Origin of the sequence: Kitasatospora sp. NPDC004723, assembly GCF_040609255.1 — a bacterium.
Classification (GTDB): domain Bacteria; phylum Actinomycetota; class Actinomycetes; order Streptomycetales; family Streptomycetaceae; genus Kitasatospora.
On sequence record NZ_JBEXJT010000003.1, the window covers coordinates 292,845 to 317,612 of the forward strand.

Annotated in this window: 23 protein-coding genes, 1 tRNA gene and 1 pseudogene; 20 read left to right on the forward strand and 5 right to left on the reverse strand. The window is 72.8% G+C overall.

The annotated features are described in order from the left end of the window. Position 1 precedes the first annotated feature (1 nt). Complete coding sequence (locus tag ABZW10_RS06070) at positions 2–1,441, reverse strand: MFS transporter (RefSeq protein ID WP_355360924.1); 1,440 nt, start codon at positions 1,439–1,441, stop codon at positions 2–4. A 174-nt stretch (positions 1,442–1,615) separates the two neighbouring features. Between ABZW10_RS06070 and ABZW10_RS06075 the strand changes: the two genes are divergently transcribed. After that, positions 1,616–2,584, forward strand: coding sequence for a YafY family protein (locus tag ABZW10_RS06075; RefSeq protein ID WP_355360643.1), 969 nt, complete (start codon positions 1,616–1,618; stop codon positions 2,582–2,584). Between the two features lie 98 nt (positions 2,585–2,682). Here the strand turns inward: ABZW10_RS06075 and ABZW10_RS06080 are convergent, their stop codons facing one another. Further along, positions 2,683–3,201, reverse strand: coding sequence for a YbhB/YbcL family Raf kinase inhibitor-like protein (locus ABZW10_RS06080; protein WP_355360646.1), 519 nt, complete (start codon positions 3,199–3,201; stop codon positions 2,683–2,685). A gap of 126 nt (positions 3,202–3,327) precedes the next feature. Between ABZW10_RS06080 and ABZW10_RS06085 the strand changes: the two genes are divergently transcribed. Beyond that, positions 3,328–4,005: a rhomboid family intramembrane serine protease gene (locus tag ABZW10_RS06085; RefSeq protein WP_355360649.1), complete on the forward strand. Its 678-nt coding sequence runs from the start codon at positions 3,328–3,330 to the stop codon at positions 4,003–4,005. Positions 4,006–4,090: 85 nt separating this feature from the next. Beyond that, positions 4,091–5,254: a hypothetical protein gene (locus ABZW10_RS06090; RefSeq protein WP_355360652.1), complete on the forward strand. Its 1,164-nt coding sequence runs from the start codon at positions 4,091–4,093 to the stop codon at positions 5,252–5,254. 19 nt (positions 5,255–5,273) lie between these two features. Here ABZW10_RS06090 and ABZW10_RS06095 read toward each other — a convergent pair whose 3' ends face one another. Continuing rightward, complete coding sequence (locus tag ABZW10_RS06095) at positions 5,274–6,860, reverse strand: helicase HerA-like domain-containing protein (RefSeq protein WP_355360655.1); 1,587 nt, start codon at positions 6,858–6,860, stop codon at positions 5,274–5,276. Positions 6,861–7,032: 172 nt separating this feature from the next. Here ABZW10_RS06095 and ABZW10_RS06100 point away from each other — a divergent pair, with 172 nt between their 5' ends. Further along, on the forward strand, positions 7,033–7,329 hold the full coding sequence (locus tag ABZW10_RS06100; RefSeq protein ID WP_030061387.1) for a type II toxin-antitoxin system VapB family antitoxin: 297 nt from the start codon (positions 7,033–7,035) through the stop codon (positions 7,327–7,329). A 276-nt stretch (positions 7,330–7,605) separates the two neighbouring features. After that, complete coding sequence (locus tag ABZW10_RS06105) at positions 7,606–8,274, forward strand: LytR C-terminal domain-containing protein (RefSeq protein WP_355360927.1); 669 nt, start codon at positions 7,606–7,608, stop codon at positions 8,272–8,274. Between the two features lie 81 nt (positions 8,275–8,355). On the opposite strand, the gene upp is transcribed toward ABZW10_RS06105, so the two are convergent. After that, positions 8,356–8,991: a uracil phosphoribosyltransferase gene (gene upp, locus ABZW10_RS06110; RefSeq protein WP_355360658.1), complete on the reverse strand. Its 636-nt coding sequence runs from the start codon at positions 8,989–8,991 to the stop codon at positions 8,356–8,358. A 183-nt stretch (positions 8,992–9,174) separates the two neighbouring features. Here upp and ABZW10_RS06115 point away from each other — a divergent pair, with 183 nt between their 5' ends. From ABZW10_RS06115 to ABZW10_RS06150, 8 genes are all read left to right on the forward strand, one after another. After that, positions 9,175–9,411, forward strand: coding sequence for a hypothetical protein (locus ABZW10_RS06115; protein WP_355360661.1), 237 nt, complete (start codon positions 9,175–9,177; stop codon positions 9,409–9,411). Between the two features lie 244 nt (positions 9,412–9,655). Then, on the forward strand, positions 9,656–10,204 hold the full coding sequence (locus ABZW10_RS06120; protein WP_355360664.1) for a hypothetical protein: 549 nt from the start codon (positions 9,656–9,658) through the stop codon (positions 10,202–10,204). A 57-nt stretch (positions 10,205–10,261) separates the two neighbouring features. Further along, positions 10,262–10,771 (forward strand): tRNA adenosine(34) deaminase TadA, encoded by a 510-nt coding sequence (tadA, locus tag ABZW10_RS06125; RefSeq protein WP_355360667.1) that lies wholly within the window; start codon positions 10,262–10,264, stop codon positions 10,769–10,771. Positions 10,772–10,827: 56 nt separating this feature from the next. After that, positions 10,828–10,917, forward strand: a tRNA-Ser gene (locus ABZW10_RS06130). 457 nt (positions 10,918–11,374) lie between these two features. Beyond that, complete coding sequence (locus ABZW10_RS06135) at positions 11,375–11,539, forward strand: hypothetical protein (RefSeq protein WP_199926184.1); 165 nt, start codon at positions 11,375–11,377, stop codon at positions 11,537–11,539. 60 nt (positions 11,540–11,599) lie between these two features. Continuing rightward, positions 11,600–11,893 carry a Dabb family protein gene (locus ABZW10_RS06140; protein WP_355360671.1) on the forward strand — a complete coding sequence of 98 codons (294 nt, stop codon included), beginning with the start codon at positions 11,600–11,602 and terminating at the stop codon, positions 11,891–11,893. Between the two features lie 340 nt (positions 11,894–12,233). After that, positions 12,234–13,016: an RNA polymerase sigma factor SigF gene (locus tag ABZW10_RS06145; RefSeq protein WP_355360930.1), complete on the forward strand. Its 783-nt coding sequence runs from the start codon at positions 12,234–12,236 to the stop codon at positions 13,014–13,016. Positions 13,017–13,193: 177 nt separating this feature from the next. Continuing rightward, positions 13,194–14,048 (forward strand): RNA polymerase sigma factor SigF, encoded by an 855-nt coding sequence (locus tag ABZW10_RS06150; protein WP_355360674.1) that lies wholly within the window; start codon positions 13,194–13,196, stop codon positions 14,046–14,048. 100 nt (positions 14,049–14,148) lie between these two features. Here the strand turns inward: ABZW10_RS06150 and ABZW10_RS06155 are convergent, their stop codons facing one another. Further along, positions 14,149–14,985 (reverse strand): tyrosine-protein phosphatase, encoded by an 837-nt coding sequence (locus ABZW10_RS06155; RefSeq protein WP_355360677.1) that lies wholly within the window; start codon positions 14,983–14,985, stop codon positions 14,149–14,151. A gap of 413 nt (positions 14,986–15,398) precedes the next feature. Here ABZW10_RS06155 and ABZW10_RS06160 point away from each other — a divergent pair, with 413 nt between their 5' ends. The 7 genes and pseudogenes from ABZW10_RS06160 (at position 15,399) to ABZW10_RS06190 (ending at position 24,768) form a co-directional block, all read left to right on the forward strand. Beyond that, positions 15,399–17,780: a hypothetical protein gene (locus tag ABZW10_RS06160; protein ID WP_355360680.1), complete on the forward strand. Its 2,382-nt coding sequence runs from the start codon at positions 15,399–15,401 to the stop codon at positions 17,778–17,780. A 106-nt stretch (positions 17,781–17,886) separates the two neighbouring features. Beyond that, positions 17,887–19,395 (forward strand): GT4 family glycosyltransferase PelF, encoded by a 1,509-nt coding sequence (gene pelF / locus ABZW10_RS06165; RefSeq protein ID WP_355360683.1) that lies wholly within the window; start codon positions 17,887–17,889, stop codon positions 19,393–19,395. A gap of 150 nt (positions 19,396–19,545) precedes the next feature. Further along, on the forward strand, positions 19,546–21,060 hold the full coding sequence (locus tag ABZW10_RS06170) for a hypothetical protein (protein WP_355360686.1): 1,515 nt from the start codon (positions 19,546–19,548) through the stop codon (positions 21,058–21,060). 154 nt (positions 21,061–21,214) lie between these two features. Continuing rightward, positions 21,215–22,207 (forward strand): GDP-mannose 4,6-dehydratase, encoded by a 993-nt coding sequence (locus ABZW10_RS06175; RefSeq protein ID WP_355360689.1) that lies wholly within the window; start codon positions 21,215–21,217, stop codon positions 22,205–22,207. Between the two features lie 70 nt (positions 22,208–22,277). Continuing rightward, positions 22,278–22,985: pseudogene (locus ABZW10_RS06180) on the forward strand (sugar phosphate nucleotidyltransferase); the annotation flags it as partial. 176 nt (positions 22,986–23,161) lie between these two features. Further along, positions 23,162–24,067 (forward strand): NAD(P)-dependent oxidoreductase, encoded by a 906-nt coding sequence (locus tag ABZW10_RS06185; RefSeq protein ID WP_355360692.1) that lies wholly within the window; start codon positions 23,162–23,164, stop codon positions 24,065–24,067. Continuing rightward, the gene (locus tag ABZW10_RS06190) at positions 24,064–24,768 is read left to right on the forward strand and encodes a spherulation-specific family 4 protein (protein ID WP_355360695.1); all 705 of its coding nucleotides are present in this window, start codon (positions 24,064–24,066) and stop codon (positions 24,766–24,768) included. Before ABZW10_RS06185 ends, ABZW10_RS06190 begins: the two co-directional genes overlap by 4 nt.

A 24,768-nucleotide genomic window follows, 5' to 3' on the forward strand; every position in this document is an offset into this window, starting at 1 on the left:
GCTACACCAGGACCAGCTCCTGCTCCTGCTCCTCCTCCTGCGCCGGATCCGTCACCGCCGCCGGACCGGTACCCGCCGTGCTCCGCCGCCCGGGCAGCGCGAACATCAGCAGGAACACCACCGCCAGCACCCCGAGCACCCACCACATCGCGTGCTGGAACGCTCCGACGAACGGCTCGCCGGCCACCGTCCCGGTCGGCACCGCACCGAAGAACGCCACCGACACCAGGCCCAGGCCGAGCGCCAGACCCACCTGGTTCACCGTGTTGATCAGGCCGGACGCCGAGCCGGCGTGCTCCCGCGGCACCTCCGCCAGCACCGCGTTCGTGATCGGCGCGACGATCAGGCCCATCCCGGCGCCCATCAGCACCAGCGGCAGCGCCATCTGCCAGGGCGCGATGCCGGTGCCGTACCGGTGCGCCTCCGCGATGTAGACCAGCACACCGGACGCCATCACCAGCGCGCCCGCCTGCAGCACCTTGCGCCCGAACCGGGGGACGAGCTGCTGCACGGAGACGCCGGCCGCCGTCGAGCAGGCGAGCGAGAACGGGATGCCGGTCGCGCCGGCCTTCAGCGGGCTCCAGCCGAGGCCCAGCTGCATGTAGAGGGTCCAGACCAGGAAGAAGATCCCGGTGACGACGCCGAAGGTCAGCTGGACGCCGATGCCGGCCGCGAAGGACTTCACCCGGAACAGCGACAGCTCCACCAGCGGCGAGCCGTCCCGCCGCGTCTTCATCCGCTCGTAGACGACGAACAGCGCGAACACGGGCAGGCTGCCGGCCATCACCAGGTGGCCCCAGAGCGGCCAGCCGGCCTCCCGGCCGTGGGTCAGCGGGTAGATCAGCATCAGCAGTCCGGCGCTGGCCAGCACCACGCCGAGCAGGTCGAGCTTCAGGGCCCGCTCGGCCTTCGACTCGCCGATGAAGACCCGGCCGAGCAGCAGGCCGGCGATGCCGACCGGCAGGTTGATCAGGAAGATCGGGCGCCAGCCGAGGCCGAACACGTCCCACTCCGTCAGCACCGCGCCGATCAGCGGGCCGCTGACCGCGCCGAGTCCGACCACCGCGCCGAACAGGCCGAACACCTTGCCGCGTTCCTCCGCCGGGAAGGTCGCGTGCACGATCGACAGCACCTGCGGCACCATCAGCGCCGCCGTCCCGCCCTGCAGGATCCGCATCGCGACGAGCATCTCGGAACCGCTCGCGAAACCGCACAGGGCCGAGGCGAGCGTGAAACCGGCCATTCCGATCAGGAACAGTCGCTTGCGACCGTAGATGTCACCCAACCGACCGCCGGTGATCAATCCGATCGCGAAGGCCAGCGCATAGCCGCCGGTCACCCACTGCACGGCGGAGAACGACGCGCCCGTGGACTCCTGGATGCTCGGGATCGCGATGTTCACGATCGTGACGTCCACCAGGTCCATGAACGAGGCCGTCATCACGATCGCCAGCGCGATCCACCTCCGCCGGTCCGCCGCCGCGTCCGCCGCCGGATCCGCCACCTTGCCCTTGCCCACCACACGCTCCTCGTCGCCGTTCCTCTTCAGCACGTCGACGAAACTAACGGGCATCTAGGTCAGATCCTGACCGCTACTTCCGGCACCCTGGATCCCATGACGGACACCCCGGCACGACTCCTCAGCCTGCTCTCCCTCCTCCAGACCCCGCGCGAGTGGCCCGGCAGCGAGCTCGCCGACCGGCTCCAGGTCAGCCCGCGCACCATCCGCCGCGACATCGACCGGCTCCGCGACCTCGGCTACCCGGTCGAGGCCACCATGGGACCGGTCGGCGGCTACCGACTGGTCGCGGGCACCGCGATGCCGCCGCTGCTGCTCGACGACGAGGAGGCCGTGGCCATCGCGGTCGGCCTGCGGGCGGCGGCCGGGCACGCCGTGGTCGGCATCGAGGAGGCCTCGGTGCGCGCCCTCGGCAAGCTGCTCCAGGTGCTGCCCGCCCGGCTCCGGCACCGGGTCGCCACCCTCGACCGGGCGACCCTGCCGCTGCTCAGCGGCGACGGTCCGACCGTCGACCCGGAGGACCTCACCGTCCTGGCGGGCGCGGTCGCCAACCGCGAGCGCCTGCGCTTCGCCTACCGGGCCGGCGACGGCGCCAAGACCCGGCGCCAGGTCGAGCCGGACCGCCTGGTCTCGGCCGGCCGCCGCTGGTACCTGGTCGGCTTCGACCTCGACCGGGACGACTGGCGGCTCTTCCGGGTGGACCGGATCGGCGAACCCTTCGCCACCGGCGCCCGCTTCACCCCGCGCCCGCTGCCCGCCGAGGACGCCGCCGCGTACGTCGCGAGCAAGCTCCGCCGCCAGTCCCCCACCCCGACCCTGGACGCCACCCTCCAGCTGCCCGCCGACGAGGCCCGCCACCGCATGGGCGGCTACGGCGAGGCCGACGAGATCGAGCCGATCGACGAGCACAGCTGCCGCTTCCGCTCCCGCACCGACGCCCCGGACTGGCTGGCCGTCCGCCTCCTGATGCTCGGCTGCGACTTCGAGGTCCACTCACCCCCCGAGATGCGCACCCGCCTGCGCGCCCTCGCCAGCCGCGCCACCCACGCCGCCGGCCCGGCTTGAGCTCCCGGCCCGAGCATCCGGCCCGAGTGCCCGGCCGAACAGACGACGCCGCCGCCCGTGCGGTCACGGACGGCGGCGTCAGGGCTCCGGGCGGCGGGTCAGGCGCCGAACTCGGCGGTGATGACGGCGCGGGCCAGGGTGTGGAAGGTGATGTTGAAGCCGACCTGGGCCGGCGGGGCGTCGGCGGGGACGTCCAGGGCGTCCACGTCGAGGGCGTGGACGGCGAAGGCGTAGCGGTGGGCCGGGCCGGGCGGCGGGGCGGCGCCGTCGTACTTGTTGCCCGGGAAGTCGTTGCGGGCGTGGAAGGAGTGCTCGCCCGGCAGGTCGGCGTCGGACGCGCCGGCGCCGCGCGCCAGCCCGGTCGTGTCGGCGGGCAGGTTGAGGGCGAGCCAGTGCCACCAGCCGGAGCCGGTCGGGGCGTCCGGGTCGTAGCAGGTGACGGCGATCGAGCGGGTGCCCTCCGGCAGGCCGGACCAGGCCAGCTGCGGCGAGAGGTTGTCCCCGCCGTAGCTGAACTCCTTGGCCAGCGTCCCGCCCTCGGTGATGTCCTCGCTGGTCAGCGGGAAGGACGGCACCTGCGGCAGGAACTCGTACGGCAGCGGCGGACGCACACTCATGGAGGGTCACCTCTCGGCACGGTGGGATAAGGGCCGCCCGGACCCGGGTGCGGGCCGTCGGACGGGATGCGCAGGATTCACCTTAGTGGGGTGACCAACCACCCACCCCGGCCCTACAGTCGGGTTATGTCCCCGCGATTCGCCCGGTTGCTCCGTGACTCCCGCGCCGCGCTGTTCACGATGCTCGGCGCACTGGCCGTCATCTGGGCGGTGCAGGTGGCGAACTGGCTCGACGACTACCGGCTCTCCTACGAGTACGGGGTGAACTCCGGGCGGCTGGACGAGCTGCCGGACATCCTCACCATGCCGCTGCTGCACTTCGGCTGGGAACACATCGAGGCCAACTCCTGGCCGCTGTTCGCCTTCGGCTTCCTCGCCGCGTACCGGGGCATGAAGCGGTTCCTGCTGGCGACGGTGCTGATCGTGGTGGCCAGCGGCTTGACGGTCTGGTTCTTCGAGCGGCCCGAAACCGTCACGGCGGGGGCCAGCGGGGTGGTCTACGGGTACTTCGGCTACGTGGTGCTGCGCGGGATCTTCGACCGCAACCTGGTGGACACGGTGATCGGCGTGGTCGTCGCGGCGATGTACTCGTACCTGCTGCTGGGCGTGCTGCCGAGCGCCCAGGGCGTCAGCTGGCTCGGCCACCTGGGCGGGCTGATCGGCGGCCTGGCCGGCGCCTGGCTGCTGCGCGACCGGGGCGAGCGGACCTCGAAGAGCGGCCCGAAGAGCGGCCCGAAGACCGCCTCCAGCCCGGCCGGCCCGGGCTCCGCGTTGCTCAAGGAACTCGACGACCTGGGCATCTGAGCGCGCCACCCCGGCCAGGTATAGACCATTCCCACCACGGCGGTTAGCGTGAGCAGGCACCTGCCCCCTGCTCCGGAGCCGCACCGTGGAGTCGTCCGTCCTCGCTTTCGCCACCGACCTCCTCGACGAGGGCGCCGACACCTTCTTCGGCAACCTCACCGACCGGGCCGGGGTCGGCGGCGTCACCCTCGCCTCGGTCTACCACGAGGCCCGGGACGTCTTCCCGCACAACCCGCACCGGGTGATCCGCTACCTGGAGCCGGGCGCCGCCTACTTCCGCCCCGACCCGGCCCGCTGGTCCGGCCGGCGGCTGCGGCCCGTGCCGTCCACCGCGATCGGCGAGCGCGACCCCTTCGCCGAGGCCGCCGAGGAGGCCCGCCGGCGCGGGCTGAAGCTGCACGCCTGGACGGTGTTCTGCCACAACGACCGGCTCGGCTTCGAGCACCCGGACTGCGCGCCCGCCAACGCCTTCGGCGACCGCTACCTCACCGAGCTGTGCCCGGCCCACCCGGAGGTCCGCGAGTACGCCCGCACCCTGGTGGCGGAGCTGGCCCGGTACGGCGTGGACGCGATCCGGGCCGAGTCGCTGCACTTCCACGGCCTGCGCCACGGCTACCACCACGAGCGCTACTTCGAGGAGCTGGGCCCGGCCGCCGAGGCACTGCTCGGCCTCTGCTTCTGCGCGCACTGCCGGGCGGCGGCCGTCCGCGCGGGCGTGCCGGCCGACGAGGTGGCCGCGGCGGTCCGCACCGAGCTGCGCCGCCGGCTGGCCGACGAGTCGGCCGCCGCCGAGCCGGCCGCGCTGGACGAGCTGGCGGACGGCGCCGTCGCCGCCTACGTGGACGCCTCGGCGGCGACGGTGACCTCGCTGGCCGCCGAGGTCGCCGAGGAGGCGGCGCGGCACGGCATGCGACTGACCTTCATGGACGGCGGCGGGCCGGGCACCGGCTGGCTGTCCGGGATCGACCTGCCGGGGCTGGCGAAGGCCGCCCACCAGATCGAGACGCTCGGCTACGCGCGCACCCCGGAGGCGGTGCGCGAGAAGGTCGCCGCCTTCGCCCTGCACGGGGTGCGCCCGCAGGACATGGCGGTCATCCTGCGCCCGATGGCCTCGGACTGCGACGGCCCGGCGAACCTCGCGGAGAAGATCGCCGTCCTGCGCGCACTGGGCGTGCCGGAGGTCGAGTTCTACAACTACGGCCTGATGCGCCTCTCCTCCCTCGACCGGATCGGCGCCGCGCTGCGCTGACACCGGGGGCGACGGTCCCTCACCGGCGCCGCCGGGACGTGCCGAACAGGCTCCGGGAGATCTCCCTGCCGAGCTGCGTCCCGGCGGACCGGGCGAAGGACTTCAGCGCCGGGTTGGCCAGCAGCGAGCCGAGCAGCCCGGCGTCCGCCTTCTCCCGCCGCGCCCCGGGCTCCCGAGCGGGCTCCCGTTCCCCGGCCGGCTCCCGCGCGGGCTCCCGCTCCCCCGCCGGCACCGGCTCCGCCTGCGGCCGGGCCGCCCGCGCCGCCAGCTTCTCGTACGCCGACTCCCGGTCGATCGCGTCCCGGTACCGCCCCAGCAGCGCCGACCCGTCCACCGCCGCGCGCAGCGCCCCCGGCTCCAGCGGCCCCATCAGCGACTGCGGCGCCCGCAGCCTGGTCGCCGCGACCGGCGTCGGCGCGCCCTTCTCGGACAGCACCGTGACCACCGCCTCGCCCGTCCCCAGCGAGGTCAGCAGCTCCGCCAGGTCGTACGCGGCCGACTTCGGGAAGGTCGAGACGGTCGCCTTGAGCGCCTTGGCGTCGTCCGGGGTGAACGCCCGCAGCGCGTGCTGCACCCGGTTGCCCAGCTGCGCCAGCACGTCCCCGGGCACGTCCTTCGCCGTCTGGGTGACGAAGAAGATTCCCACTCCCTTGGAACGGATCAGCCGCACGGTCTGGGTGATCGCCTCCAGGAAGGCCTTGGAGGCGCCCTTGAACAGCAGGTGCGCCTCGTCGAAGAAGAAGACCAGCTTCGGCCGGTCGAGGTCGCCGACCTCGGGCAGCTCCTGGTAGAGGTCGGCGAGCAGCCACATCAGGAAGGTCGAGAAGAGCCTCGGCCGGTCCTGCACCGCGGGCAGCTCCAGCACCGAGACCACCCCCCGGCCGTCCTCGGCCCGCCGCAGCAGCTCGGCGGTGTCGAACTCCGGTTCGCCGAAGAACGCCCCGGCGCCCTCGTTCTCCAGCAGGGTCAGCGAGCGCAGGATCACCCCGGCGGTGGCGGCGGAGATCCCGCCGATGCCCTTCAGCTCCTCCTTGCCCTCGGGCGAGGCGAGGAAGGTGATGACCGCCGTGAGGTCCTTGAGGTCGTACAGCTCCAGGCCATTGCGGTCGGCGTAGTGGAAGACCAGGCCGAGCGAGGACTCCTGGGTCTCGTTCAGGTCCAGCACCTTGGCCAGCAGCAGCGGCCCGAAGCTGGTGACCGTCGCCCGCAGCGGAATGCCGGTGCCTTGGCCGCCGAGCGCGTAGAACTCGGCGGGGCAGCCCCGGGCCGTCCAGTCCTGGCCGACCTCGGCGGCCCGGGCGGCGGTCCGCTCGCCCGGCTCACCGGGCGCGGCCACCCCGGAGACGTCGCCCTTGATGTCGGCGAGGAACACCGGCACGCCCTGGGCGGACAGCTGTTCGGCGATCAGCTGGAGGGTCTTGGTCTTGCCGGTGCCGGTGGCGCCCGCCACCAGCCCGTGCCGGTTGAGCACCCCGAGCGGCACCCGCACCGGGGCTTCGGCGTACGCGGTGCCGTCCAGCAGCACCGCGCCGAGGTCCAGCGCGGGACCGGCGAAGGCGTACCCGTCGGCGATCTCCCGGACGGCGGTCGGAACGGCAGCGGACATCGGTCACCCTCCACAGCGGTACGGCGGACCGGACGAAAGGGCAGCGGCCACGCGGGACCTACACGACATTTCCCATGAAACAGCCGCAATCCCCCGCCCGCAGCCGGTACCGGTGCGCGTGGCGGCGTCGCGGCTGCTGCGCCATCCGCCGCCCAAACGGTAGGCTTTCCGTGTGATCTTCAAGCGCATCGGCAATGGGCGGCCGTACCCGGATCACGGCCGTACCAGCACCCGCCAGTGGGCGGACGTCGCCCCGCGCCCGGTGCGACTGGACCAGCTGGTGACCACCAAGGGACAACTGGATCTGGAAACCCTCCTGGCGGAGGACTCCACCTTCTACGGGGACCTCTTCGCGCACGTCGTGAAGTGGCACGGTGACCTGTACCTGGAGGACGGACTGCACCGCGCGGTCCGCGCCGCGCTCCAGCAGCGCCAGGTGCTGCACGCCCGCGTCCTCGAAATGGAATGACCGGGGGCCGGCCGACCCGGCCCCGTACGCGTTCGGACCGCTCTCCGGCTGATCCCGGGGGGCGGTTCCGTTCGTACCCGGGTGCGGTCGCGGTGCCGCCATTCGGGTACCGGCGTACTCCTGATGATGATCGTTTAGTACCTTCACCGCTGTACGGCACTAATCTGCTGACTACGGCCGCGACCGCGTTCGCGTGACACCGCTTTCGCGGGCACCGCGCCCGGCCCACCGTCACCCGATCCCCGCCCCGGCACGAGGGGGAGACAAACCGTGAGCATGTTGACTCCCCAAGGCCTGAAGGGGAAGCAGTACCGGATCACCGGCAACTCCTACCCGAGGCTGGGCCGCCCGCCGAAGCGCAGCCGCAGGGTGCTCGCACTGATCGGCGCGGTGCTCGCACTGGCCCTGATCGGCCTCGGCGGCGTCCAGCTCTGGGACATCTTCAGCGGCAAGGGCAAGAGCGCCTCCGCCCAGGCCTGCGCCACCCCGTCCGGCAAGCCGCTGGCCGCCCCGACCGAGGCGGCGCCGACCGCGCCGGGCTCGGCCACCGCGCCGATCGACCCGAAGGCCGTCCCGCAGCCGGCGGCGGTCACCGTGAACGTCTACAACGCCACCGCCAAGGCCGGCCTGGCCGCCCGCACCGCCGAGGAGCTGAAGAAGCGCGGCTTCACCATCGGCAAGGTCGGCAACGCCCCGGCGGAGCTCGACAAGAAGGTGCCCGGCACCGCCCAGGTGATCGCCGGAGCGGCCGGCGCCGGGGCGTCCACCCTGGTCGGCTCGGTGATCGCGGGCGCGACCAGCACCGCCGACGCCCGGACCGACACCACCGTGGACTTCGTCATCGGCGACAGCTACAACGCGCTGCTGGACGAGACCCAGGCCGCCGCCGCGCTGGCCCTGGCCACCAAGCCGGTCCCGGCCCCGAGCAGCACTGGCAGCTGCTGACCACCGGACCCCGCAGGACGGACGAAGCCCCCCGGCACCGCGCCGGGGGGCTTCGTCTTCGTTCGGGTGGGCCGCAGGGACTCAGCCCGCCGTGCCGTACAGCCGGTCGCCCGCGTCGCCGAGGCCCGGGACGATGTAGCCGTTCTCGTTCAGCCGCTCGTCGACGGCCGCGGTGACCACGGTGACCGGCAGGCCGGCCAGCTCGCGCTCCATCACCGCGACGCCCTCCGGCGAGGCCAGCAGCACGACGGCGGTGACGTCGGTGGCGCCGCGCTCGATCAGCATCCGGATCGCCGCGACCAGCGTGCCGCCGGTGGCCAGCATCGGGTCGAGCACGTACACCTGGCGGCCGGAGAGGTCGTCCGGCATCCGGGTGGCGTAGGTGGAGGCCTCCAGGGTCTCCTCGTTGCGCACCATGCCCAGGAAGCCGACCTCGGCGGTCGGCAGCAGCCGGGTCATGCCGTCCAGCATGCCGAGGCCGGCCCGCAGGATCGGCACCACCAGCGGGCGCGGGTAGGACAGCCGGGTGCCGGTGGTCACGGCCACCGGGGTGGTGATCTCCACCTCGTCGGTGCGGACGTCCCGGGTGGCCTCGTAGGCGAGGAGGGTCACCAGCTCGTCGGTCAGGCGACGGAAGGTCGGCGAGTCGGTGCGCTCGTCGCGCAGGGTGGAGAGCTTGTGGGCCACCAGGGGGTGGTCGACGACGTGGATCCGCATGCATCGAGGTTAGCCCGGGTACGGACGCCCGTACGACACGCCGTGCCAGGGCGCCCCGCGCCCGGCCCCGGGCGGGTGACGGTCGTACGTCACCCGCCGTCACGCGCCGTGACCCGCCGAGAACGTCCGGACGGATCGGGCTCCTGTGGTATCAATCCGGCCGATCTGGGAAAGTCAGGTCCTATGACGAGCAACCCGAACCCCGGGGACGGCTCGGCGGACGGGGCCGCGGCCCCGTCGGGCCCCCTCTCGGGCCCGCCCCCGGACCGGCCGGAGACCGAGGCGGAGCGCCGCAGGCGCCGCGCCGTCTTCCTGCGCGAGCTGACCGAGGCCCGCGAACTGCGCGAGCGGGTGCAGCCCCGCCGGACCAAGGAGCGCCGGATGCGCGAGGCCATGCGGATGCGAACCTTCCGCTTCTGACAGGCCCTCCACGGCTTCTCCACACTCCCGCTGCCACCCGGTCGTCCGTTCACCGTCCGACGGCCAACCCTTCCGACACGACCTGCAAAGACGCGCTGCAGAACACCCCCCGCAGAGCCTTGCTTTCTGTCACGATTCCGATGGGACGGTCCGAACAGCGGACCGCCTCTGGCGCGGGGGCGGCCAGTACCGCGTCGCCCGCGAGCGCCGACAGCCGAGACCGAGATCTTGGGGAGTGTCCCTGGTGGCGTACTTCGCTGCAGTGCTTGCTCGCACCGAGGACGGGTGGGATGTGAGCGAGACGGAGCTCGACGACGTCGAAACCCTCGCCGACCTGGCCGACCTGGCCCGTGAGGCGGCCCAGGACGACGACAGCGTCCTGCTCTTCATCGAACAGGAGGACGCCTGGTTCGCCATCGTCCGGGTGGACGGCGAGGAGGATCCGCGGATCTTCGTGTCGGACGGCGCCGCCGCGGCCCGCAGCTCCTACGGCGCCGTCCTCACCGACGAGCTGGTGGACCAGGCCGGCGAGAGCGAGTTCGGCGACCTCGACGACCTGGTCGCCGAGCTGGAGGACGGCACCGAGGCCCAGGAGCAGGAGGACGAGGAGGACGGCGACGGCCCCGGCGGCGTCCCGGTCGGCCCGCTCGGCGACGCCCACCTGCTGACCGAGTTCGGCCTCGCCGCCGACGAGCTGATCGCCCTCAGCGGCGAGGGCGCGGTGCCCGGGGACGCCCTGGAGGAGATCGCCGAGGCGCTCGGCTGCGGCGAGGTCCTGGAGGCCGTCCGGTAACGCCCCGTGTCCGCCGTCCGGACGGCCGGACCCGCGCCATGCCCGACACTGGATGCCATGCAGTCCGTCCGCCCGATCCCGCCGCTGCCCGCTCCCGTCCGCCCCGACCCGGTCCGCGACCGCTGGGCGGCGCCGATGCGCCTCGCCATCGCCGAGGCCGCACTGGCGCCGGCCACCGGGGACGTCCCGGTCGGGGCGCTCGTCCTCGGCCCGGACGGCGAGGTCCTCGGCCGCGGCCACAACGAGCGCGAGGCCGTCGGCGACCCGACCGCGCACGCCGAGGTGGTGGCCATCCGCGAGGCGGCCGCGAAGCTCGGCGAGTGGAGGCTGAGCGGGTGCACGCTGGTCGTCACCCTGGAGCCCTGCACCATGTGCGCGGGCGCGATCGTGCTCTCCCGGATCGACCGTGTGGTCTACGGCGCCCTCGACGAGAAGGCCGGCGCGGCCGGATCGCTCTTCGACGTGATGCGTGACCGGCGGCTCAACCACCGCCCCGAGGTGATCTGGGGCGTCCTCGCCGACGAGTGCGGCGAGCAGCTGCGCGCCTTCTTCGACACCCACCGCTGAATCCGCCCCGGGAACGGATTTCGTTCCCGCGCCACCCGTCCGGTAGAGTTCCCCTCGGTAGCGTGTCCGAGCGGCCAAAGGAGCACGCCTCGAAAGCGTGTGTGGGGGCAACTCCACCGTGGGTTCGAATCCCACCGCTACCGCCAGCAGGCCCGAAGGCCCGTCCGGTTCACCGGACGGGCCTTCGGCGTTCCCGCGCACCCTCGAACGCGGAAAGGGCTCCGTACCCGTCGGCCGATGACCACCAACGCCTGTCGAGTACGGAGCCTGGAAGAGGGGGAGCGGTTCGGGGGGACTGACCGCTCCCCCGGCGGAGTCCCACAACCGGGGCCGCGTCGGGGGGAAGCCGCGGCGCCCGGTCCCACAGCGGGGAGCTCCGGATCCACGTACCGGGGATTCCTGCCAGATCCTCGGTACATCAACCATCCTGCCGCCCTCCGGCGCCTCCGGCACCCGGAGAAAGGCCCCCGTCACGGGGACCTTCGTCCCGGCAGGTGAACGCGTCGCTCACTTGATAGGCCGTCCGGGTGGATAAGCTGCCCGTTGCACCGGGCCGCTCGGGGACCGAGCGACGACGGCCCACGGCAGGGAGGAAGGTCACGGATGGCGCAGGCGAAGAAGATCGGAATGGTCCTCCTGCTCATCTTCGTGCTCTACACGATCATCACCTCGCCGGCCCGGGCCGCCGAGCTGGTCCAGTTGGGTTTCGAAGGCATCTCGAACGCCGCCAAGGCCGTCGGCACCTTCATGACCGGCCTGGTGAAATAGCCCGCGCCCCACCGGCTACGGTGGGCCCGACACCCGACCCCGTCCGCGAGGAGCGGCACCGTGATCCGCCACCTGGTCCTGTTCAAGCTCAACGAAGGCGTCAGCAAGGACGACGAGCGCGCGCTCGCCGGCGCCAAGGCCTTCGCCGAGCTCGGCCCGCTCGTACCCGAGCTGCGCGAGTGGGAGTGCGGCTGGAACACCACCGACCGCGACATCGCCCACGACTACGCGATCAACAGCCTGGTCGAGGACCGCGAGGCGCTCCAGGCGTACCTCACCCACCCGGCCCACCAGGCCGCGGCCGCGCAGTGGCGCGAATTCGCCACCTGGGTGATCGCCGACATCGAGGTCTGAGCCCGACGGCCCACGGCGCCCCGCCCGGCATTCGGGCGGGGCGCCTTGCGCTGTCCCGGCCCGGCCCTTCCCCCGCACCGCCGGCGCGCCCCGCCCGGCCCGGCGGCACACCAACACACCTCCGCGCGGTACTTGCCCGACATGCGCCCGCCTTGTGATGCTATGACCGGTTTTGCCGGACATGGCGAAGGCGGTGACGAGACGCGACACCCGGTCCGCAGGTCCCACCGTTGTCGACTATGGGAGGGGTGACGTGTCCGTGCGGACACCAGGGAGCGCGCCGGACGACGAGGTGCTGGCCGCCGTGATCAGCCCGGCCGGCGAGCTCCGCCCGGACCGCCTGCGCGGCCCCGGCGGCCGCCCCGCGGTCGACGTGCGCACCCTCACCCGGGTGCTCTTCGAGCGGCTCGCCGAGCTGCCCCCGGACACCCCCGAGCGCGAACGGGTCCGGGCCGCGCTGATCGAGGTCAACATCCCCCTCGTGCGCTACGCCGCCACCCGCTTCCGCAGCCGCAGCGAGCCGATGGAGGACGTCGTCCAGGTCGGCACCATCGGCCTGATCAACGCCATCGACCGGTTCGACCCCGGCCGCGGCGTGCAGTTCCCCACCTACGCGCTGCCGACCATCCTCGGCGAGATCAAGCGCTACTTCCGCGACAACGTCCGCACCATGCACGTCCCGCGCCGGCTCCAGGAGCTCTGGGTGCAGGTCAGCGGCGCGATGGAGGAGCTGACCGTGGTGCACGGCCGGGCCCCCAAGGTGCCGGAGATCGCCGCCAGCCTGCGGATCCCCGAGGAGGACGTCCGGGCCTGCCTGGACGCCGGGCGGGCCTACAACGCTGCCTCGCTGGAGGCCGCCCAGGAGCACGAGGGCGGGCTGGCACTGCTCGACCGGCTCGGTTACGAGGACGCCGCGCTGGCCGAGGTCGAGCACCGGGACATGGTCCGCCACCTGCTGGTGCAGCTGCCCGAGCGGGAGCGCCGGATCGTCATGCTGCGGTTCTTCGCCAATCTGACGCAGTCGCAGATCAGCACCGAGCTGGGGATGTCCCAGATGCACGTCTCGCGGCTGCTCTCGCGGATCCTGACCAGGCTGCGGACCGGCAACTCCTGGGAGGACTGACCGCACCTCGGTTGTGACGCCGTGACAGCGGCGCGTCACCGCGGCGTGACATCTTGCGACGCTCGGGTTTGCCGGGGACCGTGAGCCGGTATGGAGGGTGCAAAGGGGGCCGGCGCGCGCACGGGAACGTTCCGACGGCGGCACCCGTTGGACCGTCAGTCACGAGGGGGTGGGTGCATGTCCTCAGATGTGGGCACTGCGGAGATCCACGCTGCACCGGCCGGCGCCGCGGAGATCCCGCTCCAGCGCGCCGCCGCCGCGCCGGACGCCGGGCTCGACACCCGGACGCTCTCCCGCTCCCTGTTCGGGCGGCTGGCCGCCCTCGATCCGGGCAGCGCGGAGCACACCTACGTCCGCGACACCCTCATCGAGCTCAACCTGCCACTGGTCCGCTACGCCTCGGCGCGCTTCCGCAGCCGCAACGAGCCGATGGAGGACATCGTCCAGGTCGGCACGATCGGGCTGATCAAGGCGATCGACCGGTTCGACCCGGAGCGCGGCGTCGAGTTCCCGACCTTCGCGATGCCGACGGTGGTCGGCGAGATCAAGCGCTTCTTCCGGGACACCAGCTGGTCGGTGCGGGTGCCCCGGCGGCTCCAGGAGCTGCGGCTGGCGCTCACCAAGGCCGGCGACGAGCTCTCCCAGCGCCTCGACCGCTCCCCCACCGTGGCCGAACTGGCCGCCTGCCTCGGCGTCAGCGAGGAGGACGTGGTGGAGGGCCTGGCGGTCGGCAACGCGTACACCGCCAGCTCGCTGGACTCCAGCCCGAGCGAGGAGGACGGCGAGGGCCCGCTGGCCGAGCGGCTGGGCTATGAGGACCTCGCGCTGGAGGGCGTGGAGTACCGGGAGTCGCTCAAGCCGCTACTGGCCAAGCTGCCGCCGCGCGAGCGCCGGATCATCATGCTGCGGTTCTTCGGCAATCTGACCCAGTCGCAGATCGGCGAGGAGATCGGCATCTCGCAGATGCACGTCTCGCGGCTGCTGACCCGCACGCTCACCCAGCTGCGCGAGGGCCTGACCGCCGAGGGCTGAGCACGGCGGCCCGGCGGGGCCCGGGGCGGGCCCCCGGATCCGGACGAGCCGGACGAGCCCACGGGCCGCGCCCGGGGCCGCGTCCGGGCGCCCGCGGGACTCAGGGTGCCAGCAGATTGGCCCGCAGACCCGCCAGCACGGCCTCGTCCAGACCGAGGCCGTCGGCCCAGAACGCCCCGAAGTCCGGCCAGCCGGTCTCGACCTCCTCGAAGGCCGCCTCCAGGTAGCTCCGTTCGGCCCGGAAGACCGGCAGCAGCAGCTCGGGCTCGTCCATCAGCCCGCGGGTCCGGAACCCCTCCAGGACCGTCGTGACGACGGCGGCGGAACGCTCGTTGGTGAGCAGATAATCCGTCACCACCGTTTCCCGGTCGACGCCGAGCGCGGTCAGCAGCACGGCCGCCGTCCAGCCGGTGCGGTCCTTTCCGGCCGAGCAGTGGAACAGCAGCGGAGCGCCGTCCGGATCGGCGAGCAGCCGCAGCACGCCGGCGAACCGTTCGCGTGCGATCCGATCGGTCACGAACCACCGGTAGAGGCCGGTCATCATGGCGTCGGCGCGGCCCCCGCCGAGCAGGGCGCGCTGCTTGCCCGGATCACGGTCGGCCAGCGCCTCGCGCAGCGTGGCGTGGACGTCGAAGTCGGTCGCGAACACCGGCATTTGATGGACCGCCATGCCGTCGACGATCCTGTCCGCACCGGCCTCGCGGACCTCGGCCGGGCTGCGCAGGTCGACGATCCGCCGTAGGCCCAGCCCGGCCAGCCGCGTGAGGTCCTCGTCGGTGAGCCGGCTGAGGCCGTCACTGCGCAGGGCGACGCCGGCCCGCAGCAGCGACCCCTCCGCGGTCCGGTAGCCGCCCAGGTCGCGGGCGTTCACGGCACCGAGCAGACCCAGGCTGCGGGCGGCCGGAATTGCGGCGGTTTCGGTCTGCGGCTCGGTCACTCGGCGGCCTCCATTGGATATTCGAACGGTGACGTTGCACAACCGTGAGCGATATTGCATGAACCTGCCCACTGAAACGGCAGGATGTGCGAGAGTGTCAGGGGCAACGCCGCCAGTGTAGGGTCCCGTTCAGCCACCGGATCGCACGATGGGTGAACAGCGGTAACGCTAGGTTCCGGGTTTTAATTTTTAATTCATTATTTGCGTGGCCGATGCGCTTTCGGCCACAATCAGCGCCCTCATGGCACGACCATGAACGTTGGTAACAGATTCGCTGCACTCCTGCCCGTTCGGTCCCTCCTGCTACGGATGTTCCATCAGGATGGGCGCCGGGCAGCCTGCTGCCCGCGACCAGCTACGAGGGCGGGCGAGCGCAAGCAGCGGAGCGCCCTGCCCAGGGGAGGAAGACAAACATGGGTCGAGCGACCCGAAGAGTTGCCGCCTGTGCGGCAGCCGTTCTGCTGGCCGGAGGCCTGCAGTCGTCCCTCGCGCACGCCACCACGACGCCGCGGATCGATCTCACGGTCCTGGTGATCAGCGACGGCGGGCCGGCCACGGCCGCGATCGCCGCCGAACTCAAGAGCCAGGGCACGCCGTACAAGCTCGTCGACCTCAACGACGCCAACCGCCCGGTGATCGACGCGGCCTTCCTCAGCGACACGCTGAACGGCCAGCCGCGCGGCAAGTACCAGGGCATCGTGCTGCCGAACGACAACCCGTTCGCGGCCGGCTCCGCCGAGATGACCGCGATCGCCGCCTACGAGGCCGCGTTCAACGTCCGTCAGGTCGACGCGTACACCTACGCCCGTCCCGACGTCGGCCTGAACTGGGCCGTCAACCCCGGCTACATGGGGACCCTGGACGGCTTCCAGGGCCAGGTCACCACGGCCGGCCTGAGCGGACCGTTCAACTACCTCAAGGGCGCGATCCCGTTCGAGGACAACGACCCGACCGTCTCGGAGAGCTACGGCTACCTGGCCACCCCGCTGGCCACCCTGCCGGCCGGCTCCAGCTTCACCCCGCTGGTCGAGGTGCCGATCCCGAACAGCACCGCCAAGGGTTCGCTGGTCGGCGAGTACCAGCACGCCGGCCGCAAGGAACTGGTCGTCACCTTCGTCTACAACCAGTACCAGCAGCAGTACCGCCTGCTGGCCCGCGGCATAGTCGACTGGATAACCCAGGGCGTCCACCTCGGCTACGACCGCAACTACTTCGCGGCCCACGTCGACGACGTCTTCCTGTCCGACGACCGCTGGGACACCGTGCTCAAGTGCACCCCCGGTGACGTCACCTGCCCGCCCGGCACCCCGGAGACCGCCAATCCGATCCGGATGACGGTCGCCGACGCGCAGTACGCCAAGCAGTGGCAGCTCGACCACGGCTTCACCCTGGACATGGTGTTCAACGGCGGTGGCAGCGAGGACTGGAAGTCCGACCACGAGACCACCACCGACCCGGTGGTGGACGAGATGATCGCCGACCAGACCAGCTACCGGTGGATCAACCACACGTACACCCACCCGTACCTGGGCTGCCTCCAGGACGTCTCGGTGGTCCCGTGGAAGTGCACCAAGACCTCCTCGGGCAGCACCGTCTGGGTCGACCAGGCCACCATCTCCTCCCAGATCAAGAACAACCTGGACTGGGCCGCCGCCCGGGGCCTGCAGCTGGACAAGACCGAGCTGGTCACCGGCGAGCACTCCGGCCTGCTGACCGCTCCTCAGGAGACCAGCGACAACCCGTACCTGGCTCCGGCGCTCGCCGCCAACGGGGTCAAGTGGACCGCCAGCGACGCCTCCCGCGAGACCGGCCAGCGGGCCGTCGGCTCGGCGCTGACCGTGCCCCGCTACCCGATGAACGTCTTCTACAACGCCGCCACGGCGAAGGAGGAGGCCGACGAGTACAACTGGATCTACACCAGCGTCGCCAACGGTGGCAGCGGCATCTGCCAGAGCGCCAACTCCACCTGCCTGCCGACGCCGCTGGACGTCAACACCGGCTACCAGTCGTACATCGTGCCGCTGGAGGCCCGGATCGACCTCGGCCACGTGCTGAACAACGACCCGCGGCCGCACTTCATCCACCAGTCGAACCTGTCCGAGGACCGGATCGTCTACCCGGTGCTGGAGAAGATCCTCTCCACCTACCGGTCGCTGCACGCCGACAACGCCCCGGTCGTGAATCTCGCGCAGAAGGAGATCGGCCAGGAGTTCCAGCGACGGGCAGCCTGGAACGCCGCGCTCGCCTCCGGCCAGGTCACCGCCTACCGCACCGGCGACACCGTCATGGTGAGCGCCCCGGCCGGCGTCCAGATCGAGGCCACCATGCCGACCGGCACCGTCCAGCAGCTCGCCATCGGCACCACCGGCTTCGGCACCGCCTACGCGGGCTCGCTCTCCGGCTGGGTCAAGCCCGGCCAGCTGCAGAGCGGCGTCCTGCTGACGCTGCCCGCCACGGGCACCCCGGCCGCCCCGGCCGGCACCAGCCCGAGCCTCGCGGCCAAGTCCGTCCCGGCCCCGGCCCCGGCCGACACCAAGGTCGTCCCGCAGGGCACCGTGGACGCCGTCCCGGCCGGTCCGGGCGACACCGACCGCACCGAGGCGCCGACTCTCATCCCCGGTAGCGGGGCCCCGGTTGCCGGCAGGAACGTCTCTGCTGGTACGACTTCGGGTACGGCGAGCGGCACCGACGGAAAGGCCGTCGGCCACGGCGGCACTCCGCAGCAGCACGGCAAGGCCTCCGGGGGGAAGGCCGAACCCGCGAGGAAGACCGCCGGCTCGCCCGGCAACCGCTAGACAGGTGAACCCGGTAGCGGACCGCGGCACAGCGGCCGCCACCGGCACCACCCGATCCGGCCTGCTCGGCCGGGAGCTTGAGGCAAGAACAGGAGGGGGGACACAGATGCGCGTCACCCTGCTCACCGAGGGGACGTACCCGCACCAGCACGGCGGTGTGAGTGTCTGGTGCGACCAGCTCGTGCAAGGCATGCCGGACGTCGACTTCGACATCATCGCCGTCACCGGCACCGGCCACGAACCACTGGCCTGGGAACTGCCCGCCAACGTGCGGTCGGTCACCACCGCCCCGCTGTGGGGCCCGGCCTCGGAGGCGAAGGCCCCACGCGGCAAGGAGATGCGCCGCTTCCTCAACGCCTACGAACGGTTCCTGCACTCCCTCCTGGACCCGGTCTACACCACCCACTTCGGCACCGAGCTCTACGGCTTCGCCGACCTCGCCCAGCGCGGGCTGCTCAGCCCGGCGCTGCGCAGCGAGCGCGCCCTGCGCACCCTCCAGCACGTCTGGACCCGCGACTACCTCTCCACCGCCGTCTCCCGGCCCACCATGCACGACGCGCTGAACGCCACCGACCTGCTGGAGCACGCGTTGCGCCCGCTGTCGGTCGAGCCGCCGCGCGACGGCGTGGCGCACGCCGCGAGCGGTGGTCTGGCCACGCTCCCGGGGCTGATAGCCGCTCAGCAGTTCGGCGTACCGTTTCTCCTCACCGAGCACGGCATCTATCTGCGCGAGCGCTACCTCGGCTACCGCACCGGCCCCTACCGCTGGCCGGTCAAGGCCCTGCTGCTGGGCTTCTACCGGATGCTCGCCGAGGAGAGCTACCGGCGGGCCGCGCTGGTCACCCCCGGCAACCGGTACAACCGGCGCTGGGAGGAGCGCGGCGGCACCCCCTCCGCGCACATCCGCACCGTCTACAACGGCGTCGACCCGGCGGCCTTCCCGCCCGCCGGGCCGGAGCCCGAGACCCCGACGCTCAGCTGGGCCGGCCGGGTCGACCCGATCAAGGACCTGGAGACGCTGATCCGCGCGTTCGCTCTCGTGCGGCGCGAGATACCCGACGCCCGGCTGCGGCTGTTCGGCGGCACCCCCAAGGGCGGTGAGGCCTACCGCGAGGCCTGCGAGGCGCTGGCCGCCGAACTCGGCACCGGCGATTCGGTGGTCTTCGAGGGCCGGGTCGCGGACATCACCGACGCCTACGCGGCCGGGAACGTGGTGATGCTCTCCTCGATCAGCGAGGGCTTCCCGTTCACCCTGATCGAGGCGATGTCCTGCGGACGCTCCACCGTCTCGACCGACGTCGGCGGCGTGCGCGAGGCGGTCGGCGACACCGGCCTGGTCGTCCCGCCGCGCGAGCCCGAACCCATGGCCGCCGCGGCGATCGAGCTGCTGCGCGACCCGGAGCGCCGGGCCCGGCTCGGCGAGCAGGCCCGGCTGCGGGTGATCGAGCAGTTCACGCTCCGCCAGAACATCGACGGCTTCCGCGGCATCTACACCGAACTGCTGGGCACCTCCCGCTGGCTGCCCGAGGGCGTGGTCGCCGTCACCGACGGACCGCCGGACCCGGACTGGGAGCAGCCCGCGAGCGAGCAGGAGCGCAGCGAGGTGACCGCATGAGTGGGCGCAGCGAACTCATCATCGACAGGTGCGTGACCCGCGAAGCGGCCGCCGAGCGCAGCGAGGTGGGCGCATGAGTGAGCGCAGCGAACTCATCATCGACAGGTGCGTGACCCGCGAAGCGGCCGCCGAGCGCAGCGAGGTGGGCGCATGAGTGGGCCCCTGCGGCTCGTACCGAACGAGGCCGACGAGACCGTCCAGCTGCGGGTACTCCCGCTGAAGCGGCGCCGCCCGACCCTGCCCGAGCAGCGCCCCGGGCCGGAGGCGGACCAGCTCGAACTCTCCCCCGACCCGCTGGACGAACTCGCCGATCGGCTGCAGGACATCTGCGCCGACGCCGTCCACCCCTACGAGATCGCGGCCTTCCTGGAGGCCGACGGCCTCTCCGACGAACAGGCCGGCCTGCTCTACGGCCGCCCCGACGCGTTCACCGTCGCCGAGGAGCTGTTCGAACGGGTCGAGCGGCGCTACCCCGGGCCGAGCGCCGAGTTCGCCAACCCCTGGCGGGCCGATCCCTGGCGGTGCGTCGTACGCGGCCTGGTGTTCGCCCTGCCCGGCCTCGGCTACCTGCTCGGCGCCAACCTGTTTGCCGCCGACCGGATGCGCTTCGGCCTGCCCTCGGGCATGCTCGCGCTGTCCGTCGCGACCCTGGTCAGCTGGTCCTGGAACCAGGCGCTGGCCCACCGCGCGTACGCCTGGCTCGGCCGTGGCCGGCGCCGGTCGGCCGCGGCCTGCCTGGCGATCGGGGCGCCGCTCGGTGCGCTGACCGCGGCCGCCGCCGGGTACGTGGTCGGCGGGCCGCTGGGCGCGCTCTGCTTCGCCGCCGGGCAGTCCGGCTACCTGGCGGCCGCCACCGTGCTGCTGGTGCTCGGCCGGGAGAAGTTCCTGCTGCTGGCGCTGGCACCGTCGGCGGTCGGCGCGGGCGTGGTGCTCGCCGTCTCCGTGCCGCAGGCCGTCCGCACCGCGGTGCTGCTGGCCTCGCTCGGCCTGGCCGTCGGGCTCGCCGCCCGCGAGCTGCTGCGCTGCCGGCGCGCCGAGGCGGAACCCGTCCCGCTGCGGCTGCCGCTGCACCAGGAGATCCCGCACCTGCTGTTCGGACTCGCGGTCGGCACCCTGACCCTGATCGCCGGACTCGGGGTCACCGTCCACCAGGCGGTGAGCACCGGCAGCGCCCAGGGCGCCTCGGCCAGCCCGACCGGCCCGGCGATGATCGCCCTGACGCTGAGCCTCGGCCTCGCGGAGTGGCTGCTCTTCCGCTACCGGGCGATGGCGGTGGCCGCGCTGCGCACCAGTCACACCCCGGTCGAGTTCGCCCGCCGCACCGGTGGCGTGCTGCTCGGCTGCCTGTTCATCTACCTCACCACCGTGGCCGCCCTCGACGCCGCCGCCACCGTGCTCTGGCCCGGCGCCCCCGCGCTGGGCGTCCCGGAGCTCGGCGCGCTGCTGCTGCTCGGCGGCTCGCTCTGGCTGGCGCTGCTGCTGAACGCCTTCGGGCTCAGCTGGAGCACCGCCCTCATCTGTCTGGCAGCCGCGGGCGCCGAGTGCGCCGGGCTGCTGACCGGTTGGGACCCGACCGTCCTGCAGCTGATCGGCTGCGGGGGTGCGGCGGCCGTCCTCACCAGCACCGCCGGGCCCGTGCTCGGCCGCACCACCAGACACCGCTGAAACGGGCACCGCTGAACAGCTGAACAGCGCACCACGGAACCAGCACCGACGGAACAGCACCACCCGTACCGGCCCGGCCGGGTCACCACAACCGTCGCACCACCCGGCCGGGCCCGCACGACACGTCCCCTGAAGACACAGGAAGCGATTCACCATGAGCAGCGTCGCCGTCACCGGAGCCGAGGGATTCATCGGCTCCCACCTCGTCGAGACCCTGGTGGCCGACGGCCACCGGGTCCGCGCGATGGTCCAGTACAACTCGTTCTCGTCGTTCGGCTGGCTGGAGACCCTCTCGAAGGAGGTGCTGGACTCCGTCGAGATCGTCCTCGGCGACGTCCGCGACCCCGGCTCCGTCAACGGCCTGGTCAAGGGCACCGAGGCGGTCTACCACCTGGCCGCCCTGATCGCGATCCCGTACTCCTACCTGGCCCCGCACTCGTACGTCGACACCAACGTCACCGGGACCCTGAACGTCCTCGAGGCCGTGCGCCACCAGGAGATCCCCCGCCTGGTGCACACCTCGACCAGCGAGACCTACGGCACCGCGCAGACCGTGCCGATCACCGAGGACCACCCGATCAACACCCAGTCCCCGTACGCCGCCTCCAAGGCCGGCGGGGACCGGCTGGCCGACAGCTACCACGCCAGCTTCGGGACCCCGGTCGTCACCCTGCGCCCGTTCAACACCTTCGGCCCGCGCCAGTCGATGCGCGCCGTCATCCCGACCGTGATCGCCCAGCTCGCCGCCGGCGAGACCGAGATCACCCTCGGCGACCTGCGCCCGACCCGCGACTTCATGTTCGTCAAGGACACCGCGCTGGCCTTCCGCACGGTCGGCACCGCCCCCGCCGAGACCGTGGTCGGCAGGACCTTCAACGCCGGTACCGGCGGCGAGATCTCGGTCGGCGACCTGGTCACCCTGGTCGGCAAGCTGATGGGCGTGGACGTCACCGTCAAGGAGGACGAGCAGCGCATCCGCCCGGCCAACTCCGAGGTCATGCGCCTGGTCGCGGACGCCACCCGGCTGCGCACCGCCACCGGCTGGGCCCCCCGGTTCTCGCTGGACGAGGGTCTGGAGCAGACCATCGAGTTCTTCCGCGACCCGGCGAACCTGGCCCGCTACAAGACCGACATCTACAACGTCTGACCCGGCTCCGCCTTCCGTCCGCTCCGGCACCGAAGGCCCCTTGTCGAACCGACTTCTGTGGGGGAACCACATGCACGCAGTGATCCTGGCCGGCGGTAAGGGCGTACGCCTCCGCCCGTACACCACCGCGCTTCCCAAGCCACTCGTCCCGATCGGCGACCAGCACGCGATCCTGGAGATCGTGATGCGCCAGCTCGCCGCCGCGGGCTTCCAGACCGTCACCCTGGCCATCGGCCACCTCGGGCACATCATCCGCGCCTACGTCGGCAACGGCTCCCAGTGGGGGCTGCGGGTCGGCTACGCCGTCGAGGACAGCCCGCTCGGCACCCTCGGCCCGCTGCTCACCATGCAGGACCGGCTGCCGGACAACTTCCTGGTGATGAACGGCGACGTCCTCACCGACCTGGACTTCGCCGGGGTGCTCAAGCACCACGAGGCGTCCGGGGCCCCGCTCACCATCGCGACCTACGCCCGCCAGGTGAAGATCGACTTCGGCGTGCTGACCGCCGAGGGCGGGGCGATCACCGGCTTCCAGGAGAAGCCGAGCATCGACTACCGGGTCTCGATGGGCGTGTACGGCGTCTCCCGCGCCGCGCTCGCCCGGTACACCCCGGGCCTGCCGCTGGGCTTCGACGAGCTGGTGCTGGACCTGCTGGGCGCCCAGACGCCGCCGTCCGCCTACGAGTTCGACGGCTACTGGCTCGACATCGGCCGCCCGGACGACTACGACCGCGCCAACGCCGAGTTCGCGCTCAACCGCTCGCTGCTCCTCCCGGGCGAGCCGGCCGGCGCCGCCCCGGCCGCCGGGGAGGGCCTGTACGCCGTGCCGAACGGCCAGGCCCTGCCGATCCCCGCCGCCAGAACCGCCCCCGAGGCCGCCGCCGGGCAGCCGACGGCCACCGCGGCCACGGCGGCGACCGTGCCCGCCGGCCCCGAGAACGACGGACGGGCCGCGTGAGGATCCTGCTGCTCGGCGCCGACGGCTTCCTCGGCCGGCACGCCGCCACCGCCCTGCGGGCACTGCCCGGCGCCACCGTGCTGACCGCCGGGCGGCGGCCCGACCACGACCTGCGGCTCGACCTGGCCTCCGCCCAGGCCGGCCCGCTCGGCGAGGACCTGGCCGCGCTCGCCCCGGACGCGGTGGTCAACTTCGCCGGCGCCGTCTCCGGCAGTGCCGTCACCCTCGCCGAGGTCAACGCCCGCGGGCCGGCCGTGCTCTGCGAGGCGCTCGGCCAGGGCGCCCCGAAGGCCCGGCTGGTGCACATCGGCTCGGCCGGCGAGTACGGCGTCTGCGCCCCCGGCGGCTCGCTCGCCGAGGACGCCGACGCCCGCCCGGTCGGCGTCTACGGCGCCACCAAGCTGGCCGGCTCCCTCGCGGTGGCCGGCTCGCCGCTGGACGCCGTGGTGCTGCGGGTGTTCAACCCGGTCGGCCCCGGGGCCCCGGCCGGCTCGCTGCCCGGCCGGCTCGCCGCCGAGCTGCGCCGGGCCGCGCCCGAGGGTGCCGACGGAGTGGTGCGGGTCGGGGACCTCTCGGCCCACCGCGACTTCGTCGACGCCCGGGACGTCGCCCGTGCCGTCACGCTCGCCGTGACCGCCCGGGAAGCGCTGCCCCGGGTGCTCAACCTGGCCTCCGGGCACGCCCGGCCGGTCCGGGCGATCGCCGACGGTCTGGTCGCGGCGGCCGGGTTCGCCGGCCGCATCGACGAGAGCGGCGCCGGTTCCGAGCGCTCCGCGGCCGTCTCCTGGCAGCAGGCCGACGTGTCGGCCGCCGCCCGGGCCCTCGGCTGGCGCCCGGAGACCGGACTCGACGAGACGCTGCGCGACCTCTGGCTCTCCACCGAACCGCTGGTCACCGCATGACCGGGGGCAACCACCCCGACGGCCGCCTGCTGGTGCCGCTGTACGTCCACCCCGCGGTGGACCCGGCGGCCTGGCAGGCGGTCGCCGCCGCCGATCCCCAGCGCATCGCCGCCGTCGTGCTCAACCTCGCCGACGGTCCGGGCGAGCCCGACCACGTCTTCACCGAGGCCGCCGAGGAACTCCGCAAGGCCGGCCTGCCGCTGCTCGGCTACGCCGACACCGACTACGGCCGGCGGTCGCACGCGGCCGTGGTGAACGACATCCTGACCTACCGTCAGCGCCACGGCATCTCCGGCGTCTACCTCGACCAGGTGTCGGCCGCGCCCGGCGCGCTGCCGCACTACCGGCGCCTGGCCACCGCGGCCCGGGCCGCCGGCTGCGCCACCGTGGTGTTCGGCCACGGCGACCACCCGGACCCCGGGTACGCCGAGGTCGGCCTGGCCGATCTGCTGGTCACCTTCGAGGGCGACTGGGCCGCCTACCAGGCGCTGGCCCTGCCGCTGTGGACCGGCCGGCACGCCGCCGCCCGGTTCTGCCACCTGGTCTACGACGTGCCCGCCGAACGGGCCGGGGAGGTGGCCGCGTTGATCGCCGCCCGCCGGGCCGGGGTCGGCTGCGCGGTGCCGGGCGCCGGGGAGAACCCCTGGAGCACCCTGCCGCACCAGCTGACCGCCGGACGGCCGCTCACCGAACCCATCTGA